The organism is Bacillus proteolyticus (assembly GCF_001884065.1).
Lineage (GTDB): Bacteria > Bacillota > Bacilli > Bacillales > Bacillaceae_G > Bacillus_A > Bacillus_A proteolyticus.
Genome location: NZ_MACH01000002.1, coordinates 105,958 through 128,961, shown reverse-complemented (window position 1 = coordinate 128,961; position 23,004 = coordinate 105,958). Strand labels below are relative to the sequence as shown.

Annotated in this window: 22 protein-coding genes; 13 read left to right on the top strand and 9 right to left on the bottom strand. The window is 34.7% G+C overall.

The window, feature by feature from the left end:
* The first annotated feature begins 130 nt into the window (after positions 1–130).
* The 3 genes from BAQ49_RS00710 to BAQ49_RS00705 all read left to right on the top strand — a co-directional run bounded on the left by BAQ49_RS00710 (position 131) and on the right by BAQ49_RS00705 (position 3,404).
* A complete protein-coding gene (locus tag BAQ49_RS00710) occupies positions 131–1,408 on the top strand; it encodes a tetratricopeptide repeat protein (protein WP_071743811.1) in 1,278 nt (425 codons plus the stop codon).
* Positions 1,405–1,533 carry an NprX family peptide pheromone gene (locus BAQ49_RS31960; RefSeq protein ID WP_098888237.1) on the top strand — a complete coding sequence of 43 codons (129 nt, stop codon included), beginning with the start codon at positions 1,405–1,407 and terminating at the stop codon, positions 1,531–1,533. Before BAQ49_RS00710 ends, BAQ49_RS31960 begins: the two co-directional genes overlap by 4 nt.
* 170 nt (positions 1,534–1,703) lie before the next feature.
* A complete protein-coding gene (locus tag BAQ49_RS00705) occupies positions 1,704–3,404 on the top strand; it encodes a M4 family metallopeptidase (protein ID WP_071743810.1) in 1,701 nt (566 codons plus the stop codon).
* Positions 3,405–3,467: 63 nt separating this feature from the next.
* On the opposite strand, the gene BAQ49_RS00700 is transcribed toward BAQ49_RS00705, so the two are convergent.
* On the bottom strand, positions 3,468–4,016 hold the full coding sequence (locus BAQ49_RS00700; RefSeq protein WP_071743809.1) for a TVP38/TMEM64 family protein: 549 nt from the start codon (positions 4,014–4,016) through the stop codon (positions 3,468–3,470).
* A gap of 399 nt (positions 4,017–4,415) precedes the next feature.
* Here BAQ49_RS00700 and BAQ49_RS00695 point away from each other — a divergent pair, with 399 nt between their 5' ends.
* Positions 4,416–4,934, top strand: a complete 519-nt coding sequence (locus BAQ49_RS00695) for an RNase A-like domain-containing lipoprotein (RefSeq protein WP_071743808.1) — start codon at positions 4,416–4,418, stop codon at positions 4,932–4,934.
* A gap of 15 nt (positions 4,935–4,949) precedes the next feature.
* Complete coding sequence (locus BAQ49_RS00690) at positions 4,950–5,222, top strand: hypothetical protein (protein ID WP_071743807.1); 273 nt, start codon at positions 4,950–4,952, stop codon at positions 5,220–5,222.
* Positions 5,223–5,269: 47 nt separating this feature from the next.
* On the opposite strand, the gene BAQ49_RS00685 is transcribed toward BAQ49_RS00690, so the two are convergent.
* From BAQ49_RS00685 to BAQ49_RS00675, 3 genes are all read right to left on the bottom strand, one after another.
* A complete protein-coding gene (locus BAQ49_RS00685; protein ID WP_071743806.1) occupies positions 5,270–6,532 on the bottom strand; it encodes a VanW family protein in 1,263 nt (420 codons plus the stop codon).
* Between the two features lie 234 nt (positions 6,533–6,766).
* Positions 6,767–7,783 (bottom strand): LCP family glycopolymer transferase, encoded by a 1,017-nt coding sequence (locus BAQ49_RS00680; RefSeq protein WP_279626789.1) that lies wholly within the window; start codon positions 7,781–7,783, stop codon positions 6,767–6,769.
* 186 nt (positions 7,784–7,969) lie between these two features.
* Positions 7,970–9,148, bottom strand: coding sequence for a NupC/NupG family nucleoside CNT transporter (locus BAQ49_RS00675; protein ID WP_071743804.1), 1,179 nt, complete (start codon positions 9,146–9,148; stop codon positions 7,970–7,972).
* A gap of 91 nt (positions 9,149–9,239) precedes the next feature.
* Here BAQ49_RS00675 and gloA2 point away from each other — a divergent pair, with 91 nt between their 5' ends.
* The 3 genes from gloA2 to aspA all read left to right on the top strand — a co-directional run bounded on the left by gloA2 (position 9,240) and on the right by aspA (position 12,649).
* Positions 9,240–9,626 carry an SMU1112c/YaeR family gloxylase I-like metalloprotein gene (gloA2, locus tag BAQ49_RS00670; RefSeq protein ID WP_071743863.1) on the top strand — a complete coding sequence of 129 codons (387 nt, stop codon included), beginning with the start codon at positions 9,240–9,242 and terminating at the stop codon, positions 9,624–9,626.
* 109 nt (positions 9,627–9,735) lie between these two features.
* Positions 9,736–11,034: a hemolysin family protein gene (locus BAQ49_RS00665; protein ID WP_071743803.1), complete on the top strand. Its 1,299-nt coding sequence runs from the start codon at positions 9,736–9,738 to the stop codon at positions 11,032–11,034.
* A 178-nt stretch (positions 11,035–11,212) separates the two neighbouring features.
* Complete coding sequence (gene aspA, locus BAQ49_RS00660) at positions 11,213–12,649, top strand: aspartate ammonia-lyase (protein ID WP_071743802.1); 1,437 nt, start codon at positions 11,213–11,215, stop codon at positions 12,647–12,649.
* A gap of 183 nt (positions 12,650–12,832) precedes the next feature.
* Here the strand turns inward: aspA and BAQ49_RS00655 are convergent, their stop codons facing one another.
* Both BAQ49_RS00655 and BAQ49_RS00650 read right to left on the bottom strand, forming a co-directional pair.
* Complete coding sequence (locus tag BAQ49_RS00655; protein WP_071743801.1) at positions 12,833–14,452, bottom strand: L-lactate permease; 1,620 nt, start codon at positions 14,450–14,452, stop codon at positions 12,833–12,835.
* 203 nt (positions 14,453–14,655) lie between these two features.
* Positions 14,656–15,045 carry a TlpA disulfide reductase family protein gene (locus tag BAQ49_RS00650; protein WP_244159057.1) on the bottom strand — a complete coding sequence of 130 codons (390 nt, stop codon included), beginning with the start codon at positions 15,043–15,045 and terminating at the stop codon, positions 14,656–14,658.
* A 538-nt stretch (positions 15,046–15,583) separates the two neighbouring features.
* Here BAQ49_RS00650 and BAQ49_RS00640 point away from each other — a divergent pair.
* Positions 15,584–15,871 (top strand): ArsR/SmtB family transcription factor, encoded by a 288-nt coding sequence (locus tag BAQ49_RS00640; protein ID WP_001075217.1) that lies wholly within the window; start codon positions 15,584–15,586, stop codon positions 15,869–15,871.
* Between the two features lie 207 nt (positions 15,872–16,078).
* Positions 16,079–16,258 carry an acid-soluble spore protein H gene (locus BAQ49_RS00635; protein WP_071743799.1) on the top strand — a complete coding sequence of 60 codons (180 nt, stop codon included), beginning with the start codon at positions 16,079–16,081 and terminating at the stop codon, positions 16,256–16,258.
* Between the two features lie 41 nt (positions 16,259–16,299).
* On the opposite strand, the gene BAQ49_RS00630 is transcribed toward BAQ49_RS00635, so the two are convergent.
* Together BAQ49_RS00630 and BAQ49_RS00625 are read right to left on the bottom strand one after the other, a co-directional pair.
* Positions 16,300–17,685: a peptide MFS transporter gene (locus BAQ49_RS00630; RefSeq protein WP_071743798.1), complete on the bottom strand. Its 1,386-nt coding sequence runs from the start codon at positions 17,683–17,685 to the stop codon at positions 16,300–16,302.
* 379 nt (positions 17,686–18,064) lie between these two features.
* Positions 18,065–19,033 carry an ABC transporter substrate-binding protein gene (locus tag BAQ49_RS00625; RefSeq protein ID WP_071743797.1) on the bottom strand — a complete coding sequence of 323 codons (969 nt, stop codon included), beginning with the start codon at positions 19,031–19,033 and terminating at the stop codon, positions 18,065–18,067.
* A gap of 162 nt (positions 19,034–19,195) precedes the next feature.
* Here BAQ49_RS00625 and BAQ49_RS00620 point away from each other — a divergent pair, with 162 nt between their 5' ends.
* From BAQ49_RS00620 to BAQ49_RS00610, 3 genes are read left to right on the top strand one after another with little or no spacing between them, the layout of a single operon-like run.
* Positions 19,196–20,200: a FecCD family ABC transporter permease gene (locus BAQ49_RS00620; RefSeq protein ID WP_071743796.1), complete on the top strand. Its 1,005-nt coding sequence runs from the start codon at positions 19,196–19,198 to the stop codon at positions 20,198–20,200.
* Positions 20,197–21,255, top strand: a complete 1,059-nt coding sequence (locus BAQ49_RS00615; RefSeq protein ID WP_071743795.1) for a FecCD family ABC transporter permease — start codon at positions 20,197–20,199, stop codon at positions 21,253–21,255. Before BAQ49_RS00620 ends, BAQ49_RS00615 begins: the two co-directional genes overlap by 4 nt.
* Positions 21,256–21,267: 12 nt before the next feature.
* Positions 21,268–22,089 carry an ABC transporter ATP-binding protein gene (locus tag BAQ49_RS00610; RefSeq protein WP_071743794.1) on the top strand — a complete coding sequence of 274 codons (822 nt, stop codon included), beginning with the start codon at positions 21,268–21,270 and terminating at the stop codon, positions 22,087–22,089.
* Positions 22,090–22,121: 32 nt separating this feature from the next.
* On the opposite strand, the gene BAQ49_RS00605 is transcribed toward BAQ49_RS00610, so the two are convergent.
* Positions 22,122–22,853: a class I SAM-dependent DNA methyltransferase gene (locus BAQ49_RS00605; protein ID WP_071743793.1), complete on the bottom strand. Its 732-nt coding sequence runs from the start codon at positions 22,851–22,853 to the stop codon at positions 22,122–22,124.
* Positions 22,854–23,004 lie beyond the last annotated feature (151 nt).

Sequence of the window (23,004 nt, the reverse complement as noted above, 5' to 3'; positions counted from 1 at the left end):
GGGAGTGAAGTCAAGAGAGAAAAAAATGAAATAATGCATATTTTTTAGAAAATTTACATTTATCAATTTATATTTCTCTAGATTTTATGTATTATTAGAGTAATGGGGGTAATGAGAATGGAGGAGGACAATGCAACAAACATTAGAAAAAATAGGCAAGCAAGTTTTTTATAAACGGCTACAGCAAAAAATGACACAAGAAGAATTATGTCAGGGCATTTGTTCTGTCTCATACTTAAGTAAGATCGAAAATGGAAAGATAGAAGCATCAGAAGAGATTCTACAATTGCTCTGCACAAGATTAGAGATTGCTGTGACGGATTTGAGAGATGTAGAAGAAGATGTGAAGGTGAAGTTGGATGAGTGGTTGAATGCATTAATCCGTTTGGACAAGGCACAGGTTGAACGTATATATAATGAATTACAAGAAGATATGCAACATGTTTTAGATTTTGAAATTATAAATTATTATAAACTACTTAATATACGTTATTTAATGATAAAAAGGGACTTGCTGACGATTGCAGAAGAGTTGGAGAAACTTAAGAAGGCATATAAGAAATTCTCGCCTTTTCAGAAGTTGTTGTATACGTATAGTAAAGGATTATTATGCTGTTTACAATATAAGTGGAAAAAGGGATTAAGTTATTTGCTAGAGACAGAAATTATGGCAAAAGAGCTAGGATATCATGAGACAGGAATTTATTATAATATCGCTCTTACTTATAGTCATTTGGAAATCCAACATCTTACGTTGCATTTTGCAAATATTGCACTAGAGGCATTTAGAAATGAGTATAAATTTAGGAACGTGATAAACTGTCAAATTCTTATTGCATTAAGTTATGCGGAACAAGGGCAATATGAAGAAGCTTTAGAAATGTATGAGAGTATACTGAGGGAATCAGAAGCTTTTGCAGATAAAGACGTTCTAATGGCTATTACTTTAAGTAATATCGGGAATATATACTATAAAAAGAAAAAATATAATCAAGCGAAAGATTATTATTTAGAGAGTTTACAACTTCAAAAACAAATAGATTTAAATTATATAGACACATTATATGAAATGGCATTAGCGTGTATTAAATTAGAGCAGTTTGAAGAAGCAAGAGAATGGATTGAGAAAGGTATTGGCGCTGCTAAACGTGAAGAGAGATTTAATACAAAATTGTATTTGCTGCTTATGCTTCGAAATAAGTATTTTGAAGAGGCGCGAGAGTATAAACAATTTTTGGAATTAGAAGCTATTCCGTTTTATAAATCAGCAGGCAATAAAATAGAACTAAAGAAAGTATATGTGGAGCTTGCGGAATATTTTTCTAAGTCACTAAACTTTGAGCAAAGTAATCACTATTATAAGCTAGTTATTGAAATGTTAGAAAATCATAAGGAGGATGAAAAATGAAAAAAGCATTAGCTGGAATTTTAGTAGTTGCAGTAGTACTTACAATTGTCGGCGGAGTACAGTATACGAGTAAACCGGATACTTATGGATTAGATACTAGTGTATCACAAACTGTAAATGTATAATATTGAGAAACCCCTTTCCAATCGGAAAGGGGTTTTTCAATATTTGTTCCTCAAAATTCTACAAAACTTGAGAAAAAAGTTATTTGAATTTTTAGTATATTAATAGTGAAAACATAATGCTAATATGAAATTACTCTTTTTCAAAAATTTTTTATTAGGGGGAATGTTAGATGAAAAAGAAGAGTTTAGCGTTAGTGTTAGCGGCAGGAATGGCAGTTACTACGTTCGGAGGGACAGGCTCTGCATTTGCGGATTCTAAAAATGTGCTCTCTACTAAGAAGTACAATGAGACGGTACAGTCACCTGAGTTTATTTCTGGTGATCTAACTGGAGCGACTGGTAAGAAAGCGGAATCTGTTGTGTTTGATTACTTAAACGCGGCAAAAGGTGATTATAAGTTAGGGGAAAAGAGTGCGCAAGATTCTTTCAAAGTGAAGCAAGTGAAAAAAGACGCTGTGACTGATTCAACAGTAGTACGTATGCAACAAGTTTACGAGGGAGTACCTGTATGGGGATCTACTCAAGTAGCTCACGTAAGTAAAGATGGTTCTTTAAAGGTATTGTCTGGAACAGTTGCGCCTGATTTAGACAAGAAGGAAAAGTTGAAAAATAAAAATAAGATTGAAGGCGCAAAAGCAATTGAAATCGCACAACAAGATTTAGGAGTAACACCTAAATATGAGGTAGATCCAAAAGCGGACTTATATGTATATCAAAACGGTGAAGAAACGACATATGCGTACGTTGTAAATCTAAACTTCTTAGATCCAAGCCCAGGAAATTACTACTATTTCATTGAGGCGGAAAGCGGCAAAGTATTAAATAAGTTTAATACAATTGATCGTGTAACAAATGATGATAAGTCACCAGTTAAACAAGATGCTCCTAAACAAGAAGCGAAAGCAGCTGGAAAACCTGTAACTGGAACAAACAAAGTAGGGACAGGTAAAGGGGTATTAGGAGATACGAAATCAATCAATACAACGTTATCTGGATCTTCTTACTATTTACAAGATAATACGCGCGGAGCAACGATTTTCACATATGATGCGAAAAATCGTTCGACGTTACCAGGAACATTATGGACAGATGCAGATAATGTTTTCAATGCAACATATGATGCAGCGGCAGTTGATGCTCATTACTATGCAGGTAAGACATATGATTATTATAAAGATACATTTAACCGAAATTCTATTAATGATGCAGGAGCACCATTAAAATCAACTGTTCATTACGGAAGTAAGTATAATAATGCATTCTGGAACGGCTCACAAATGGTATACGGAGATGGTGATGGTGTAACATTTACTTCATTATCTGGCGGGATTGATGTAATTGGTCACGAATTAACGCATGCTGTTACGGAAAATAGCTCGAATTTAATTTATCAAAATGAATCAGGAGCGCTAAATGAAGCAATCTCTGATATCTTTGGTACTTTAGTAGAGTTCTATGATAACCGTAACCCAGATTGGGAGATTGGTGAAGATATTTATACACCTGGTAAGGCGGGAGATGCACTTCGTTCTATGAGTGATCCAGCGAAATATGGTGACCCAGACCACTATTCTAAGCGTTACACTGGTTCAAGTGATAACGGTGGTGTTCATACAAATAGCGGTATTATTAACAAACAAGCGTATTTATTAGCGAATGGTGGTACGCATTCTGGTGTAACTGTAACTGGTATCGGTAAAGATAAATTAGGTGCGATTTACTACCGTGCAAATACACAGTATTTCACGCAATCTACTACATTTAGTCAAGCTCGTGCTGGTGCAGTACAAGCTGCAGCAGATTTATATGGTGCTAGCTCTGCAGAAGTAAATGCAGTGAAGCAATCATTTAGTGCTGTTGGTGTAAACTAAGGCTTTAAAGGATAGTTATTAATAAAATACTTCAAAAATAAAGAAGGGGCCTATGCTCCTTCTTTATTTTTTTCTCCATTTTTTCCACAAATAAAACAATCCAATAGCGCCCGCGATTGTTACAATCCACTTCGCTTCATTCGTTCCATTCATGACATGATAGGCAGAATATACTTCGATTAACAAAGCCGGTATTTTACCTATTGTACTGGCAATACTGAAGGATAGTAATGACATTTTGCCTAGAGCTGCAAATAAAGTCACGATACTGGACGGAATGAAAGGGATAAGACGGAAAGATAGGACGAGTAGAAAGGCTTCTCTGCCTTTTACATAAAGAAGACGCTCTACCTTTGGGTACTTATTTACTTTATCGTGAGTGAACTTTTGAAGGCCTATACGATAAATATAAAACGAGATAATAGCCCCTAATGCCTCACCTGCGATCGAAATAATGGTTCCGTTTGTTACACCAAAGAGCTGTATGTTAATAGCGGTCAAAAAAATACTAGGGATAAAACCTAAAAGACTGATGATGATGTTGATTAAGATACTAAGTGGAATTGCGATTGAATAATAGTCTGTTAAGAAGTTTTGAATTGTTTCAGCCATCTTGTAAAATCCTTTATCTTTTTTTGCATTACACCATATTTCTATTGTGTAGGCAAGTGTAAATTTACATAATGTAGAAAATAGTTAATAAAAAGAGGTCTGTATACCGTATATGGGTATTGGGTATATAAAAATAGGGGTATATTTAGTTTGTTTTGAAAACACTCCATAAATCTTATATTTAAAGGGTTTATATAGTATTATGATTGGTAATTTCGTTCGGGAAATAATCGTAAAATTATGGGGGTATATTTTAAGGTAGGCGAAAAACAGTGGTTTGATGAAAGTAGGTTGGAAATATAGAAAAATGAATGCGAAACTTTAAAACTATGTACGTTTTTTCTTTGTGAAATTGACTTTTAGTGGAGTTACGATAATAATCATGGAAGAGGTGATATGATGAAACGACTAAGTAGTCTTTTCTTGAGTGGTTTATTGGCACTAATGCTGATTTTAAGTGGATGTGCAGGAAAAGAACAAAAAACAGAAAAACCAAAAGAGGATCATTCTACATCAGTAGAAAAAATTAGTGATAATATTTTAGATGAAATGGAAGGACCACCGAAAAATGGTCATACGATTGAAAGGCATGTAGGCAAATCAGAAGAGGATTTGAAGAATCGTTTGAAGACAGATAAAGTATCAGCGGCAAGTACATACTATGATAAAGAAACAGCGACGAAAGCTGTAAAAGATAGTTTGAAGCAACATGATAAGGAAATTCAGGATTGGTTAAAAAATTCTAAAGAAGCTCGTCTTGTGTTAAATACAACTCATTCATTCCCAGTTGGAAAAACGGTAATAAAGAAAAATATGAATGTAAAAGACAAGTTAGTAAAAACTGTTACTGTTTTAGCGAGAGATAAATCAGGAGAATTAGGATATAAGATCATTACTTCTTATCCATCTGACAAATAAGAAGGGGGAGTACATATGTATACGACATTACAATACTTTCTTAAATCGTACTGTACGTTAAGTATTCATGAGGATGAAATAGTGAGTGTGATGAAAGAGTTTATAGAGCAAGAAGAAGAAGAAATTGTTTTGAAATTACGTGATGAATTAGTATATATGAAGAAAAAGAACGCATGGGAAGAAGCGTGCGTATTAGCTGCGAAGCAAGGAAATCGTATGTGGTCTTTAGAAGAAACGAAAGACCATCTTGAAATTTTTTTACTATTATTGCAAAAGAAAAAGGCGTGATCTACTCACGCCTTTTTCTTTTTAAAATTTGTCCGTTTAATAGTATCTTATTGTTTTGGGGCACTTTTATATACGCTTTTTGAAATTTGTCCATTTGATATTACTTCACCATTTTGTGTTACCTTTTTATATGTAACCGCGGTTATTTTATCACCAGTATTACTAACTACTTGAGAAGAAACTTCAACATTTTTGCCAGTATTTGTACCGAAAATACGTGTAGTAATACTACCTCCATTTGAAAATGCTTGAATGTAAATATGCTTACCTGTATTGTTTTTAAATTTTAAATCTGGACCATAATCTGCGACGGCTGCATCTTGCCCAAGTGGTAAATAATTTACGGGCATAGAATGATTACTTCGAGAAACAATTCCTAAATCTGCCCTTAAAGCTGTGCTATATAAAGTACTACTGACTTGGCAAACGCCTCCGCCTGCACTTTGTATAACTTTACCTTGTGAATATACTGCTGCGGATTTATAACCATGTGCAGCATCAGTTACGCCAACACGGTCATTAAAACTAAACGTTTCATCAGGTGCTACAATAACTCCACTTAAAGTATTAGCTGATTTATTTACGTTATAAGACTGATTTCCATTACGGCCAGCCATTGGAGTCGAGTATTCAGCAATTACTTCTTTAATCCCCATTTTCTGTATATCTTCTGTAGAACGTTCTGGTTTTATTAATGTAACCGGTAATGTAACATCTGATTTACCAGTAGTAATAGCTTCGTTTGTTAAATCGTTTAGTTTGCCTTTATCAATTTTTTCTCCGTTTTGACTTTGACTAACATTTACTGTAGAGCCTTCAACACTTAATTCTGCATTAACAGGATTTTTTAATGTTTCATTATATTTATCTTTTATAAAGGCTTCATAAGCTGTTGTATTTAATTGTGGTGTTAATTTATAGTCACGTTTTAATTCATCGTTTTCAGCTTGCTTCCGCATTTTGTAACGACTCATTACGTTTCCTTCTTGTTCTTTAAAGATTTTGTTTACAATATCTTTCTCTTTATAATTTATCCCTAAATCTTTCCATGTGTAAGTTTGTTTATCATCTTGGAATATGTAGGTAAGGGATTTTTGATCTAATTCATTTACTTTTTGATTAATAATTGCTTGAATATCTGCTTTATTTTTTCCATCAAGAGAAATACCTTCAAATGTAGTGTTTGGTAATGCAGTTGTATTCAGTTGATCATTTAATTTGGATACATATTGATATCCACCAACACCACCAACACAAAGTAATATGCCACCAGCGATAGTGGAACCGATCAGTATTTTGCGTAGCTTCATTTATTTCCCCCCAGAAAAATTTGTATAAATATATGTATGACATTTTTTGTATAAAAATGATGAAAATAACATTATGTACGTACTAGTATACTATTATTTTCACTATGCGTGTAATGTTTTTATAAAAAATGTTACACTGATGTAATAATTGTCTCTTTTTGTCACAATATGTACGAGAAATATGTTGAAAATTATAATAAAAAGGCTGCTTAGAAAAATCTAGCAGCCTTTTTATTATAATTTTTTATGCTCATTTTTATTCGTAACACCGAGATGTTCTTGAAGTGTTGTCGATATATCATTAACACTTTTTTCGTTTGGAACGTAATAATAAATACCACCTATATATTTATCAGTACCTTCCACTTGCAATTTATCCATTTTTAAATTTGAATCCATTGAACTTTTTGCAATAGCCATCATATCATCAAAAGTTAAATTTGTTTTTAAATCTTTATCGACAGCATCTAATAAGCTTCCGATTTTATTAATGGAATTGAGAGATACTGCTTTTTCAGCAATAGCCTCTAAAACAAGTTGTTGTCGTTGACCACGCATATAATCACTATCAATATGACGAGTTCTAGCTAGTGCAAGTGCCTCTTCTCCATTTAAATGTTGACGTCCTTTTTCTAGGTGAATTGCATTTGCTTCGTCTTTACTATTTTGTTCTGTAAACTCAACGGGAACATCGACAGTAATACCACCAAGGGAATCAACGATTTTGATAAAGGATTTAAAGTTGAATTTTACATAGTAGTCAACTGGAACGTCTAAAAAGTTCTCTACTGTATCAATCGTGCTGTCTACACCACCGAACACGTGCGCATGTGTAATTTTATCATATTTATCACGTGATTTAATGTAGACGCGTGAATCACGTGGAATGCTGACAAGTTTAACGGATTTATCGTTTTTATTAATTGTTGCAAGTAATAACGCATCCGTACGAGTCGCTTTTCCATAATCCTTGTCCCTAATATCACTTTCATCAACGCCCATAATAAGGACAGAAATATTGTCAGTCAAAGGTTTAACGGCTTTTTCACGTTTGCTGGATTTATCTCCTCGGCCGAGTTCAGAATAGGCGTTGCTTAGGACGGATTTTGCTTTACTGTATATATGGAAGGAGTAACCTCCTGCTCCCATTGCTACAATAAGTAAGGGAATAAGAATGAACCAAAGTAGGCGCTTTTTCTTTGAACGTCCTTTTTTGGCTCGAGTTTCTTTGTTAATGTCGGATTTCATCATTTTTTCTCCTTTAAAACAATCAAAGTGTATACATCTAGAAGTGTATTAAAACACATAAAAAATATTGTACGCTAAATAAAAGGTATTGTACATGTATAAAAAATAGATGTCTTGATTATTTATAAGACACCTATTCGTTATTGTATACAAAAGACAAGGATAAGAAAATGATAAAATTTTACCTAATTAAAGCATAATACTTACAATAATCGCAGATAAAATGCTAACAAGAGTAGCTCCGTATAGTAATTTTAGGCCAAAGCGGGCAACGACATTTCCTTGTTCTTCGTTTAACCCTTTTACCGCACCGGAAATAATTCCAATGGAAGAAAAGTTAGCAAAAGAAACGAGGAAGACAGAAATAATACCAACTGTACGGATAGAGAGCGTGCTGGAAATTTTACTAAGATCCATCATTGCTACAAATTCATTTGTTACAAGCTTCGTTGCCATAATGCTACCAGCTGTGACAATTTCAGAAGTTGGTACGCCGATAAGAAATGCAATAGGGGCGAATACATAGCCTATTATTTGTTGGAAAGTAACTCCAAATATAATGAGGAATAGGTCATTAATACAACTCATTAATGCGACGAATCCAATGAGCATAGCACCGACGACAATTGCTACGCGAAAACCATCAAGAATGTATTCCCCAAGCATTTCAAAGAAACTTTGTTTTTCCCCTTTGATTTCCAAAATGTCTTCATCATCGTTAACGTCGTAAGGGTTAATAATGAGTACGATAATAAAACCGCTAAATAAATTGAGAACGAGTGCGGTTACTACATATTTTGGTTCGATCATTGTCATATAGGCACCGACAATGGACATAGATACTGTTGACATAGCAGAGGCGCAAAGTGTATAAAGTCGATGTTTTGGAATTTGGGCTAATTGTTTTTTTACCGTAATGAAAACTTCTGATTGGCCGACAATAGCGGAAGCGATGGCGTTGTAAGATTCCAATTTACCAAGACCGTTTATTTTACTAAGAAAGAAACCAATCCAACGAATAAAGAATGGTAGTATTTTGAAATGTTGTAATATACCAATTAAGACTGAGATGAAAACAATCGGTAATAATACGTTAAGGAAAAATGGCATTTCTCCTTTATTTGCAAGACCCCCAAATACAAAATTTATTCCACTGGCAGCATACCCAAGTAGCCTTGTAAACAGATTGGAAATTATCGTAATAAGTATGAGGCCAATTTCTGTATTTAATAATAAATAAGTTAAAATTAACTGTATAATAAGCATGATAAAAATTGGTTTGAATTTAATATGGTTTTTATTGTTGCTAGCAATGTAGGCAAGAAAAAAAACAACGATAAGTCCAACGAAAAAAGTGATAAATTTCATAATAAGCCCCCTAAAAGAGATATTCTGCTATATATGTTTTTCATTTAAAAGGAGAATATGCATGTTTAGTAAAGAGAGGAATAGAGGAATCATGAATATATGTAGAGTACATCACGTTGCAATTATTAGTTCAAATTATGAAGTGTCAAAGGATTTTTATACACGAATATTAGGTTTCAAAGTGATGAATGAAGTATACAGAAAGGAACGAAATTCTTATAAGTTAGATTTATGTGTAGGAGAAGAGTATCAAATTGAATTATTTTCATTTCCAAATCCGCCTAACCGCGCAAGCTTTCCGGAGGCTGCTGGGCTTAGGCATTTAGCTTTTGCCGTTACTGATATAGAAGAAGCTGTTAAACATTTAAAACGATGTGATGTTGAGACGGAATCGATACGTGTTGACGAGATAACGGGAAAAAAATTCGTCTTTTTTCAAGATCCTGACGGTTTGCCATTAGAATTGTATGAGGACTGAAAATTGGTGAATTTTATGTAGGGTTGCTTTCAAGTAAATGAAGAAACTAAAGTGAAACTTCTTTTTTAAAGGAGGTGTAACTTTAGCTAAGAAAAGCTAAAGGACATATGTGGATATTTTAAAATTATTGATGGTAGCTGTTCTGATTGCGCTAACAGGTTTTTTTGTAGCTGTAGAGTTTGCAATTATTAAGGTACGTAGCAGTCGTATTGATCAACTCGTCAGTGAAAAAAAGCGAGGGGCATTGGCAGCGAAAAAAGTAACTTCAAATTTAGATGAGTATTTATCAGCATGTCAGTTAGGGATTACGATTACTGCTTTAGGGCTCGGGTGGTTAGGGGAGCCAACCATTAAACATTTACTTGAGCCGTTATTTTTAAAGGTACATTTATCTCCTGCAATTTCCAGTACAGTTTCATTTATTATTGCCTTTGCAGTAATTACATTTTTACATGTTGTAATTGGTGAACTTGCTCCAAAGACTTTTGCAATCCAAAAAGCAGAGCAAGTTAGCTTATTATTATCAAAGCCCCTTATTTATTTTTACCGAGTTATGTATCCATTTATTTGGGCTTTAAATGGCTCTGCACGATTTGTGACAGGCTTATTTGGCTTACATCCCGCTTCTGAACATGAAGTTGCGCATTCTGAGGAGGAACTAAGATTAATCTTGTCTGAGAGTTATGAGAGTGGCGAGATTAATCAAGCTGAATTTAAATATGTAAATAACATCTTTGAATTTGATAACAGGTTAGCGAAGGAAATCATGGTACCTCGTACTGAAGTTGTTGGTTTATATGAAGATGAGCCGTTTGAGACACATATTAAAGTAATTGCTCAAGAAAAATATACGAGATATCCAGTATTTGGTGAAGATAAAGATGAAATTATTGGGATGGTTAATGTAAAGGACTTATTTATTCGTTATATGGATGGTAATCGAGATGAAGAGTGTTCGATTACACCATATACACGTCCAGTTATTGAAGTGTTAGAAAATATCCCAATCCATGATTTATTATTGCAAATGCAAAGAAAGCGCATTCCATTAGCTGTATTATATGATGAATATGGTGGCACAGCAGGAATCGTTACATTAGAAGATATTTTAGAAGAAATTGTTGGAGAAATCCGAGATGAATACGATGAAGATGAACATCCACCAATAGAGCATATAAGTGAAGTGTGTAAAATTGTAGAGGGGAAAGTGCTTATTAGCGAAGTAAATGATTTATTTGGCACACATTTGGTTGCTGATGATGTTGATACAATTGGTGGGTGGTTTATGGTACAAAATCAAATCGTTGCTGAGGGGGACATTATTGAGAAACACGGCTTTTCTTTTAAAGTTCTTGAAAAGGATATGCATCAAATTAAGCGAGTTGAAATAAAGAAAGTAGAAGAATGAATTTTTTATTATATAAACTTTAATAAAAAGGATATATAGAAAAATAAATGTTTGCGCTTTCAAAAAAGGTGCTTTATAGTGAAGGTGGATACTGAAGAATTCTTTTTAATGATACTCGTATTTTATAGGGCGAATTCTTTGGATAAGGATTTAGAATGAAAAGTATAGGTGATGAAAAATGATAGCAACGAAGGATATACGTATAGAAAAAGATTTTTTAGGTGAAAAGGAAGTACCGAGTGTAGCTTATTATGGTGTACAAACATTACGTGCCGTAGAAAATTTTCCGATTACAGGATATCGCATTCATCCGTCACTCATTACGGCAATGGCAATTGTAAAAAAAGCGGCAGCGCTTGCGAATATAGATACAGGTTACTTGGCTAAAGATATCGGACAAGAAATTGTAGAAGCTGCACAAGAGATTATGGATGGAAAGTTCCATGATCAATTTATCGTAGACCCAATTCAGGGCGGAGCAGGGACTTCAATTAATATGAATACTAATGAAGTAATTGCTAATAGAGCTTTAGAACGTATGGGGTACGAAAAAGGTGAGTATGCGAAAGTTAGCCCAAACACTCACGTGAATATGGCCCAATCAACAAATGATGCGTTCCCAACTGGGATTCATATTGCAACTCTTATGATGTTAGAAGAGCTTCTTATTACAATGGAAGAGCTTCATTCTGCTTTTCGTAAAAAAGCAAAAGAGTTTGATCACGTTATTAAAATGGGACGCACACATTTACAAGATGCAGTTCCAATTCGCCTTGGACAAGAATTTGAAGCGTATAGCCGAGTGCTTGAGCGTGATATAAAAAGAATTAAACAGTCTCGTCAACATTTATATGAAGTGAATATGGGGGCGACAGCTGTTGGTACAGGATTAAATGCAAATCCTACGTATATTGAACAAGTGGTAAAACATTTAAGAACGTTTAGTGGATTCCCACTTGTTGGTGCAGAGCATTTAGTTGATGCAACACAAAATACAGATGCATACACAGAAGTATCTGCAGCACTTAAAGTATGTATGATGAACATGTCTAAAATCGCAAACGATCTTCGTATTATGGCGTCTGGGCCACGTGTTGGGTTAGCTGAAATTCAATTGCCAGCACGTCAGCCAGGTTCATCGATTATGCCAGGTAAAGTAAATCCAGTTATGGCAGAAGTGATTAACCAAGTCGCATTCCAAGTAATTGGAAACGATCATACAATTTGCTTAGCATCAGAAGCAGGGCAATTAGAGTTAAACGTAATGGAGCCTGTGCTTGTATTTAATTTAATTCAATCTATCAGTATTATGAATAACGGATTCCGTGTATTCCGTGAATATTGTATTGAAGGAATTACAGCAAATGAAGAATTGCTGAAGCAATATGTTGAGAAAAGTGTTGGAATTATTACAGCAGTTAATCCTCATATTGGTTATGAAGCAGCATCTCGTATTGCACGTGAAGCAATTGAAACAGGAAAATCTGTTAGGGAGTTATGTTTAGAACATGGTGTACTTACAGCAGAAGAGCTTGATATTATTTTGGATCCATATGAAATGACGCATCCTGAAATTGCTGGAGCTTCTTTATTAAAGGATAAAGTGAAACTTTAATCAGTAGGGGGGGAATCCCCCACTGATTATTAGCCTTCACCAATCGGGCTTTACGGGCAGCCCGACTCCCACCTAACTCCCTCGCATTCGCCGAATTTTTGGGTGGGAGTTTTACTGCCCACAAATAGCGGGATAAAAAAATGTAATGTAAAAAGAACCGATCCATTTGGATCGGTTCTTTTTTTAGAAGATATTAAATACAGCGTTTAATTGAAGTAAGCTAATAACAGCTAAGAAGATTAAACTGTATTTCATTGCTGTTTTAAATAAGGCAGATTCTTGACCAACTAGTCCAACTGCTGCACAAGCAACTGCTACAGATTGTGGTGAAACCATTTTCGCCATTGTACCACCTACTACGTTTAATGCAACGAGTGTAGAAGGAACGATGTTTAATTGGTCTGCAGTTACCGCTTGAAGTGGTGCGAATAATGAACCACTTGATACTACTGATCCTGTAATGAATACGCCAATCCATCCTAAGATTGGAGAAAGAACTGGGAATGCATTACCAGTAGAAGAGAATGCAAGTCCAAGTGTAGATGACATACCAGAGTAGTTCTCTACGTAAGCTAAAGCGATAACGCTACAAATTGTATATACTGGAGCTTTTAGTTCTTTAATTGTTTCAACCATTAGTTCTTTAATCATTTTACCTTTTACGCGGTAAACGATAAGTGAAACGATAATTGCTAGTACGATCGCAGTAGTTGTAGAAGAGAATACATCGAATTTGAAAATCGCTGCGAAAGGTGTATCTGCTTTTGTAATTGGTGTAGTTTTCATAACCATATTATGAAGACCAGGGAATTGAATGTTAAATACTAAGTTTGCTAACGCACCATCCGGAGCAAATAAAGCTTTAATTGGTTTTAAATTAAAGATTGTTACGAATGCAGTTAAGAATACGAATGGAGACCAAGCATATAAAATTTGATTGAATGTATGAGATGCTCTTGCTTCTTGTTTTTCTTCTTTAGCAGAAGATTTTGGTTGCCAAACACGTAAGAATAATGCAAGTGATACCATACTTACAACGGCTGCGAAAATATTAGTAAGTTCTGCACCTAAGAAGTAAGTTACAAGGAACTGAGTAATTGCGAAAGAAAAACCACTTACAAGAATACCTTGCCATGTTTCTTTAATACCTTTAATTCCATCGACCATTGAAACAAGTAAGAAAGGTAAAATAATGCTAATGAAAGGTAAAATAAGAACAGTTTGACGACCTATAGTTAATGCATCTAATTGAGTTAATTGTGCAGGTACTGTAACTGGAATACCCATAGCACCCATAGCACCACCAGCGATATTTGCTACTAAACAAATACCTGCTGCTTTTAATGGATTAAAGCCCATACCTACAAGTAGTGCAGCTGTAATAGCAACTGGAACACCTAGACCAGCTGCACCTTCTAAGAAAGCACCGAAAGAATAAGCGATTAGCAACACTTGTAAACGTTGATCATTTGTAATGCTTGAAATACTATCACGAATTATGTTGAATTGCTCTGTTTTAACAGTTAATTTGTAAAGGAAAATTGCTGCGATAACGATAGTACAAATTGGATAAAATCCAGATAGAATACCGAATCCGGCAGATGCTACAGCTACTGTTGCTGGCATTTTATAAACGAATATAGCAAGAATAATAGCGACAATCACACTGTAAAGACCAGCGATGTAACTTTTCATTTTGAGTCCCATTAAACAAATGATGAAGCAGAAAATTGGAAGTGCTGCGATTAGTGCAGATAACCAAATGTTGTTTAATGGGTCATAAATTTGTGTCCAAGTACTCATAATAATGACAACTCCTATCTATTTTATGTGAAACTATTCACATTGTTTGTGAAACTATTCACAATCAACTTACATGCTTAGTATATTCTCCTTCAACACTATTGTCAACGTGAAAAAGTATAATTATTCCATAATAGTATTAAAAGTAACATTTTGTTCATAAAGTAGACAAAAAGCGTAATCAAATTGATTTGAATACGCTTTTATAAATTATTTATATATTCTTTCATTTTTTCATATGTCATTGGTCCTACATGCTTATATTGAATGACACCGTTTGAATCGATGACAAAAGATGTTGGAATACTGATAATTTGATATGCGGCACTTGCCTGTCCTTTCTGATCTAATAGGACGGGGAAGGTATATTTGTTTTCTTCAAGAAATTGTTTTACATTGTTCGGGTCTTTTTCAGTAGCTGTCGCATTTACAGCAACAATTTCAATCCCCATATCTTTAGTATCATGATAAAACTTTTCCATATCAGGCATTTCTATTTTGCATGGACCACACCAGCTTGCCCAAAAATTCAATATTACTTTTTTTCCTTTATAGTCTGTAAGACGAACTTCTTGACCAGTGGTTGTTTCCAGAAGGAAATCGAGGGCAACATTGCCAACTTCAGTTCCAAGGGGGATGTTTGATTTTGAAGCTATATCTTCTTTTTTGTCTAATAGGAAGTGATTGATAATAGTCCAGCCAACCGCAATGCTAAGTAACGCAATAATAAACCATTTTTTAATACTACATCCTCCTCCTTACTTAAATTTCCTTTTTTATCGTAACAAATTGGTTAAATATGGTCAAATTACTTTACGATAGGTTATCAATTATAGACGATATTTTACAATATCATTACTGTACATTTCAGTAAGGTGAAAATATAACAAAAAGCCTGATAAAACAACGTTTGTAAGCAAAGTATCGCTAGCCCTTTATTTTGCTTTTTCGTTGTATCATATAGTATAATATTCAAAATCAGGAGAGATTTTTTCTTGAACTGTGTGCTGATAAAAGTCGGAAAATTTTCTCAGCATTATGGGTTGATAAAGTTATGTCGTAACAGGAAATATAAGAACAGATATATAAATAAATAAAAAGAAAATAAAAAATGAAAATGAGGGGAACTTTATGAACCAAAACCAATTTGACTGTCGTATTTCAGAAGAAGACGTACAGATGTTAAGAGCATTAGCTCATCCATTGCGTCTACGCTTAGTAATGGAACTAATGCAGCGTGGAACATGTAATGTAACACAATTACAAGAGGTATTAGAAATTCCACAATCAACTGTTTCACAGCATTTAACGAAATTAAAACAAAATAAAGTAGTACGCTTTGAGAGACGCGGGTTAGAAGTGTACTATCAAATTCATAATGATAAAGTAAGTGAAGTAGTAAAAACATTATTTTCTTAATTTTTGAATATTATGGAAAGGAGACGTATGAAATATACGTCTTTTTTTATTTGAAAAGGATGTAATAATAGGAAGATTTGAGAGCGTATATATTAACGCGTGAGAAAGAAACAAACTATCGGTTGAAGTGCTAAATTGTTGGAATATATTCTGAAGGGATATGAAAAGATAGAAAGGAGTGTTGTAAGCTAAAGGAGGAATAATATAATGGATGTACAACGTGTGAAACAGATATTATCTTCTTCAAGTAGAATTGATGTTACATATGAGGGAGTCCCCGTATGGATTGAGAGCTGTGATGAGCAGAAGGGGAGTGCTCAAGTGTATGACGTATCCAATCCAGGAGAGAGCGTTCACGTGGATGTGACGGCTTTAGAAGAGAGGTAATAGAAAAGACGCTTCTAATTTTAGAAGCGTCTTTTTGTGTGTTATTCCATCATACTTGCAACTTTTTTAGAGAAGAGAAGAAGTACAAGGCCTAAGATGATAACGATAATACCGATACTTGCAAATACTTCAAGATAGCCTAATGATTGTGTAAAGGAAGCAAGTTTACCTGCTAACCAGTTAGCCATACCCGTACCAGCTAACCATACACCCATTAATAATGATGCTAATTTTACAGGAGCAATTGCGCTTACCATTGATAGACCGATTGGTGATAAGAATAACTCACCAATTGTATGGAAGAGATAAGTGATAACGATGAATAATAAGTTTGCTTTTACAGTTATATCAGCTTCATTACTTCCAGTTTTTAGAACTGCTAATGTTAAAACAAGATAACCTATACCTAGTAAAATCATACCAAATGCCATTTTTGTTGGCACTTTTAAATCACCGCGTTTTGTTTTAGAAAGTTTTAACCATAACATAGATACGAATGGTGCAAGTAGTACGATAAATGCTGGGTTAACTGATTGGAACCAAGATGTTGGAACTTCCCAACCGAAAATTGTACGATCAACAAATTTATTTGTATAAAGTGTTAGAGAACTACCAGCTTGTTCAAATCCTGCCCAGAAGAATACTACGAAACAAGTTAAAATTACAATTGCCCAAGTGCGATTTTTCTCTTGTTTTGTTAAAGGTTTCTTTTCGATTGCAGGCTGATTTTTTGATTTTTTACCAACAACTGTCGTTCCTGCTTTACCAAGGTAGCGAGGAGCTAATAAGTTGAAAACAATTTGTCCAATAATCATACCGATACAAGCTGCTAAGAATCCGTATTTATATCCCATAACAATAACGCCATCAACGCTTGTTTTAAAGAAATCTTCTGCTAAAAATCCACAAATAAGTGGAGCGAAGAAAGCACCTACGTTAATACCCATATAGAAGATAGTAAATGCACTGTCACGACGTGAATCATTCTCGCCATACAATTCACCTAACAGTGTAGAAATATTTGGTTTGAAGAATCCATTACCAATGACTAATAGTATTAATCCAAGGAATAGCCCTGTTTTTGTATTCATTGAGAAGAGTACAAAGTTACCGATTGCCATAATAATTCCGCCGAGAGTAATGGCATGACGTCTTGTAATATAATGATCAGTTAGCCATCCGCCTATAATTGGCATGAAATATACTGCCGCTGTAAAAGTACCGTATAATTGCACTGCGACTGCCTTATCAAATCCTAACCCGCCACTAACAGCAGCAGTTGTTAAATAAAGAACTAAAAGGCCGCGCATTCCATAATAACTAAATCTTTCCCACATTTCTGTTAAGAACAACAAATATAATCCTGGTGGATGTTTTTTTGGTGATTGTTGTTCTCCAGCTTTTTCTAATTTTAAAGCTGCATCCATTTTTGTTTCCCCCTAATCCTGTATAACGGATATTTATGTAATTATTTTAATTCACAAAATATTTAGAAGTCAATAGAATTATATGGAAATAGAAAGAAAATTTCTAAAAAAGTTCTATTTTTCTTCAACCGTTATTGTATTTTTCCCTGAAAACGAGATAATAAGCGTTTTCAAATGTAGTAATTGAATTCTAAAAGAAAGTAAAATAATGATTAATCAGAAAATTTAGACTAGAATATCTATTCTGATATAGAGAAAATACACTGTATTTACTTTTATAATATAACATATTGGGAATAAAAATACAAAATGAAATAATGTGACACTTCAGTGAAATGAAAAAACCAGCTCCATAGAAAGGGAGCTGGTTAGGGGAATATTATTTAACAAAGCGTTTTTCGATATCATCTAGTAGTAGGTTAGCAGCCATTACACCGCCTGCTGTATTCCAAATAACATCGTCAACTTTGTATGCTTTTCCATTTTTTACTGCATTTAAGTTTTTAAATAGAGGATCGTTTATATATTCCTTTTCTAGTTCAGAGCCTTTTTTCTCGTTTCCTTTATCGAATGTGAAGTAGAATAATACATCACCATCCATTGCAGAAATACGCTCTTTAGATACGTTACGCTCTGCAAAATCATCTTTATTTTGATCTCCAGGACGTTTAAATCCAAGTTCTTTTAAAATAACACCAGAGAATGTATCACCATGATAAATACGAACATCACCAGGCATAAAGCGTACCATAGAAATTTCTTGATTTACTTTATCGCCGAGTTTGCCTTTTAAATCTTTCATACGTGATTCGTAATCAGCTAAAACCTTTTGACCTTCTTTTTCTTTATTTAATGCTTTCGCATAAAATTTGAAGTTATCTTTCCATTCACCGCGTAATGTTTCTGAGAAAACAGTAGGTGCGATTGCTTTTAGTTGCTCATACACTTTTTCGTGACGCATTTTATTACCGATAATTAAGTCTGGTTTTAAAGAAGCAATCGTTTCAACGTTAACTTGTCCTTCATCACCAACAACTTTTACATCTTTCATTTCATCCTTAATATGTGGATACCATGGATCTCCAGTCCAAGACTTTACAGCCCCAACTGGTTTTACACCTAACTCAAGTAAGGCTTCAGTTCCTTCATTTGTTAAAATAACTACACGTTTTGGGTTTGCTGGAACTTCTGTTTTACCCATTGCATGTTCAACCGTAATCATTTCTTTTTTATTATCTTCTTTTGTAGACTCTTCTTTGTTATTTGATTTTCCACAAGCGCTTAAAAGAAGTGAAAAAACTAGTAGAAATACAAATACTGTGAACGATTTCTTTTGCATGAAATTCATTATGTACCCCCTACATGTTGAGAATATTTTTCAATAGCAAGCATGATATTAATACTTCGTGGTCCAATTGTCAATGAAAATAATTTTCATTATCGTTGACAATGAGAATTGAGTTGAAATACACTTACAACGTATCATTATACATTGAAGGGGAAACGCTGCATGTTATTAAAAACAAATCAAGCAAAATGGATTGGATTATTTGTTGGAATCATTGCAGTCGTTATTTGTATTTGGGGAAGTATTATTTTCGGATATACAAATACGAGTTGGAAATTAGCTTTAGATGCTTTTTTCCATTTTAATGGTTCAAATGAGCATATTATTATTCAAAATGTGCGTCTACCAAGGGCGTTAATTGCAGCTAGTGTTGGTGCTAGTTTAGCTATAGCGGGTTGTTTAATGCAAACTTTAACAAAGAATCCGCTTGCTTCACCAGATTTTATTGGATTAAATTCAGGCGCTGCGTTCTTTATAGTTGTAGCAATTGTACTCTTTTCCGTGACATCATTATCAGCTTTCACATGGATTTCCTTTTTAGGAGCGGCAGTTGCAGCAGTACTTGTATTTGCCTCTAGCTCTTTAGGAAAAGAAGGGACAACGCCTCTTAAGTTAACATTAGCAGGTGTCGCGATAAGCGCGTTGTTTTCATCATTAACACAAGGGTTACTTGTTTTAAATGAAAAAGCATTTGAAGAAGTGTTATTTTGGCTTGCCGGATCTGTGCAAGGAAGAAAGTTAGAGATTTTACAATCTGTATTCCCGTATTTATTAATAGGCTGGATTGCATCTCTCATGATGGCAGGGAAAGTAAATACATTAATGATGGGGGAAGACGTTGCAAAAGGACTTGGACAACGAACAATTTTAATGAAATCATTCGTACTACTTATTATTGTACTACTGTCTGGTGGTTCAGTTGCGGTCGCTGGTCCGATTGGATTTATTGGTATTGTTACTCCGTATTTTGCCAGATTTCTTGTTGGAGTAGATCACAGGTGGAGAGTACCGTATAGCGGCTTGTTAGGTGCAATACTATTACTCTTAGCTGATATAGCAGCTAGATATATCATTATGCCACAAGAAGTACCAGTAGGGGTTATGACAGCATTTATCGGGGCCCCATTCTTTATTTATATTGCACGTAAGAGAGGGCTTAGCAAATGAAGAAGTACATTCCGTTTCGTATAGGAAAAGGTGGGCTCTCGTTTTTAATGTATAAACGAGCTGTTCTAGTCTTATTCAGTTTACTAGTTGTTTTAATAGGATTATTTTTTGCGAGCGCAGGTATGGGAGATATGAAAATTGCTCCTTATGATGTATGGCAAGCAATTACCGGAAATGGTGATGCGATGTCAAATATGGTTGTAAATAAATTTCGTATGCCGCGTATTTTAATTGCAATCCTTGTAGGAATCGCACTTGCTGTAGCGGGGTGTATTTTACAAGGGCTCGTTCGAAATCCACTGGCTTCTCCTGATATCATCGGGATTACGGGTGGGGCAAGTGTTGCAGTTGTACTATTTTTAGCTATATTTAGTGATAAAAATAACGCGCTAACTGTAAGCATTCATTATATGCCGTTAGCAGCCTTTATTGGGGCAACGATTGTAGCGCTTTTTGTATATTTATTTGCATGGAGAAATGACGGGTTATCACCGATTAGTCTTGTTTTAATTGGTGTTGGTTTTTGGGCATTAACGAAAGCGGCAACGACTTTGTTTATGTTGTTAGCGCCAATTTACCAAGCGAGTCAAGCGAATGTATGGATTACAGGTACTGTTTACGGTTCTTCATGGCAAAACGTTATGGTGCTTGCACCGTGGGTTCTCATTTTAACGGTAATATCATTTATAGCTGCTAGACATTTAAATGCGCAAGAGCTAGGGGATGATATTGCGGTAGGACTTGGTGTTCCGTTAACGAAGTCACGCGTATTCATGTTATTACTTAGTACAGCTTTAATTGGCGGTGCGGTTGCCTTTGCTGGAGGAATTGGATTTGTCGGTTTAATGGCACCTCATATTTCACGAAGACTAGTTGGTTCTTTATACGGTGCATTACTCCCAGTTGCGGCTATTGTTGGTGCAATTTTAGTACTTGCTGCAGATTTAATTGGGCGTACAGTTTTCGCGCCACTCGAAATTCCAGCAGGGGTATTTACATCAGCAATTGGTGCACCTTATTTTATTTATTTACTTTATAAAAGTCGGAATTCATAAAGGGAGATGAATATGCAAAAAGCATTGGAGACAAAACGCTTGACGTTGTCTTATGGTGAAACAATCATTATTGATGAGTTGAATTTAGAAATTCCAAAAGGAGAAATTACAATCTTTATCGGTTCTAACGGTTGTGGTAAATCAACTTTATTACGTTCACTAGCTAGATTATTAAAACCAGCGTCCGGTGATATTTTATTAGATAATCAAGCGATTCAAAGTATGCAAACGAAGCAAATCGCTCGTCAAATGGCAATTTTGCCGCAAGGACCGCAGGCACCTGAAGGACTTACAGTATTGCAACTTGTAAAGCAAGGACGTTATCCGTATCAAACGTGGCTGAAGCAATGGTCAGAAAAAGATGAGGAAATGGTACAAAAAGCACTTGCAGCAACAGGTATGACAGAATTTGCTGAGCGTGATGTGCATGCTCTTTCAGGTGGACAACGACAACGCGCTTGGATTGCAATGACCCTTGCACAAGATACAGATATTATTTTGCTTGATGAGCCGACTACATATTTAGATATGACGCACCAAATTGAAGTGTTAGATTTATTATTCGAATTAAATGAAACAGAGCAAAGAACGATTGTTATGGTATTGCACGATTTGAATTTGGCATGTCGTTATGCAGACAACATTGTAGCTATTCAAGATAAACAAATATATGCGCAAGGTAAACCAGAAGAAGTTATTGACCAGAAGTTAGTTAGGGATGTATTCCGTATGGAGTGCCAAATAAGCGCTGATCCGTTATTTGGGACACCGCTCTGTATCCCGCATGGAAGAGGAAGACGTGTACTTAAAGAGGCTGTTCAGGCGATGAAATAACGAAAAAAGACGATGAGGATTCATCGTCTTTTTTATTTTTGGCAAGAAAATAATAGAAAAAGGGGAATACGTAAACGTCGTTCATATTCTTCTTCATCCTGAAAACAGTTTCGATTTGGTGTAGCTTCTTTTAAGTTTGTAATCGTAAATCCGGCTTGTTGTAACAATGTAAAATACTCTTCCGTTGTACGATGGTATTTAATAACTTCTTGCTCAATCCAAGGCTCAACGCGTTTTCCCATTTTAAAATAATCATCGACGAGCCAGCTTGTTCTTTTCCCGCTCGTTTGTAAGCTTTCAAATGAAGAGGTAATAATAGGATGTTGAACGCTAAAAGTAAAGGTTCCATTTGTTTTTAAGGTTTCGTACACATTTTGAAAAATGATAGGAAGATGTTCAATATAATGTAAGGCGAGTCTAGATGTTACTAAATCAAAAGTAGCAGGAGGATATGTGTAGTCTTTGAGGTTTAAAAAATGGACGGTGCCATTTTTATTTTCTAGTTGTTTTTTAGCTTTTTCATACATAAGTTCGGAGCCTTCAATACCAGTGTAAGAGTGGCAGCCTTTGTCTAATAACTCCTCACCGAATTTAGCGTCGCCGCAGCCTAAATCAAGGATTTGTTTTCCTTTCACATCACCAATGAGTTGAAAGAAGGCTGTTTTTTCAAGTGACTCATTTGGGCTATTTTCTCGGTATCTTCGTTTCATATATTGTTTAAAAAATGTTTCGTTATTATATACATCAGATTCAGTAAATGCCATGATTGAAGCCCCCTTAAATATTTTTTTTATTCTATCAAATATGAAAAGTAAATGATAGATTTCTTGTAATGAATCATATATAATCTAAAAATGTAAGCGGTTACTTTAAACTATTTTTCTATAATAAATTCTGAAAACGTGTTAAGCTAGT

Excerpts from the sequence above, each read along its gene's own strand:
- BAQ49_RS00675 (WP_071743804.1), bottom strand. The coding sequence starts at position 9,148 with ATGAAATTTATCACTTTTTTCGTTGGACTTATCGTTGTTTTTTTTCTT.
- BAQ49_RS00680 (WP_279626789.1), bottom strand. The coding sequence starts at position 7,783 with ATGATGAAATCCGACATTAACAAAGAAACTCGAGCCAAAAAAGGACGT.
- BAQ49_RS00655 (WP_071743801.1), bottom strand. The coding sequence starts at position 14,452 with ATGAGTACTTGGACACAAATTTATGACCCATTAAACAACATTTGGTTA.
- BAQ49_RS00710 (WP_071743811.1), top strand. The coding sequence starts at position 131 with ATGCAACAAACATTAGAAAAAATAGGCAAGCAAGTTTTTTATAAACGG.
- aspA (WP_071743802.1), top strand. The coding sequence starts at position 11,213 with ATGATAGCAACGAAGGATATACGTATAGAAAAAGATTTTTTAGGTGAA.
- BAQ49_RS00620 (WP_071743796.1), top strand. The coding sequence starts at position 19,196 with ATGTTATTAAAAACAAATCAAGCAAAATGGATTGGATTATTTGTTGGA.
- BAQ49_RS00615 (WP_071743795.1), top strand. The coding sequence starts at position 20,197 with ATGAAGAAGTACATTCCGTTTCGTATAGGAAAAGGTGGGCTCTCGTTT.
- gloA2 (WP_071743863.1), top strand. The coding sequence starts at position 9,240 with ATGAATATATGTAGAGTACATCACGTTGCAATTATTAGTTCAAATTAT.
- BAQ49_RS00625 (WP_071743797.1), bottom strand. The coding sequence starts at position 19,033 with ATGAATTTCATGCAAAAGAAATCGTTCACAGTATTTGTATTTCTACTA.
- BAQ49_RS00695 (WP_071743808.1), top strand. The coding sequence starts at position 4,416 with ATGAAACGACTAAGTAGTCTTTTCTTGAGTGGTTTATTGGCACTAATG.
- BAQ49_RS00630 (WP_071743798.1), bottom strand. The coding sequence starts at position 17,685 with ATGGATGCAGCTTTAAAATTAGAAAAAGCTGGAGAACAACAATCACCA.
- BAQ49_RS31960 (WP_098888237.1), top strand. The coding sequence starts at position 1,405 with ATGAAAAAAGCATTAGCTGGAATTTTAGTAGTTGCAGTAGTACTTACA.
- BAQ49_RS00685 (WP_071743806.1), bottom strand. The coding sequence starts at position 6,532 with ATGAAGCTACGCAAAATACTGATCGGTTCCACTATCGCTGGTGGCATA.
- BAQ49_RS00635 (WP_071743799.1), top strand. The coding sequence starts at position 16,079 with ATGGATGTACAACGTGTGAAACAGATATTATCTTCTTCAAGTAGAATT.
- BAQ49_RS00640 (WP_001075217.1), top strand. The coding sequence starts at position 15,584 with ATGAACCAAAACCAATTTGACTGTCGTATTTCAGAAGAAGACGTACAG.
- BAQ49_RS00700 (WP_071743809.1), bottom strand. The coding sequence starts at position 4,016 with ATGGCTGAAACAATTCAAAACTTCTTAACAGACTATTATTCAATCGCA.
- BAQ49_RS00610 (WP_071743794.1), top strand. The coding sequence starts at position 21,268 with ATGCAAAAAGCATTGGAGACAAAACGCTTGACGTTGTCTTATGGTGAA.
- BAQ49_RS00705 (WP_071743810.1), top strand. The coding sequence starts at position 1,704 with ATGAAAAAGAAGAGTTTAGCGTTAGTGTTAGCGGCAGGAATGGCAGTT.
- BAQ49_RS00605 (WP_071743793.1), bottom strand. The coding sequence starts at position 22,853 with ATGGCATTTACTGAATCTGATGTATATAATAACGAAACATTTTTTAAA.
- BAQ49_RS00690 (WP_071743807.1), top strand. The coding sequence starts at position 4,950 with ATGTATACGACATTACAATACTTTCTTAAATCGTACTGTACGTTAAGT.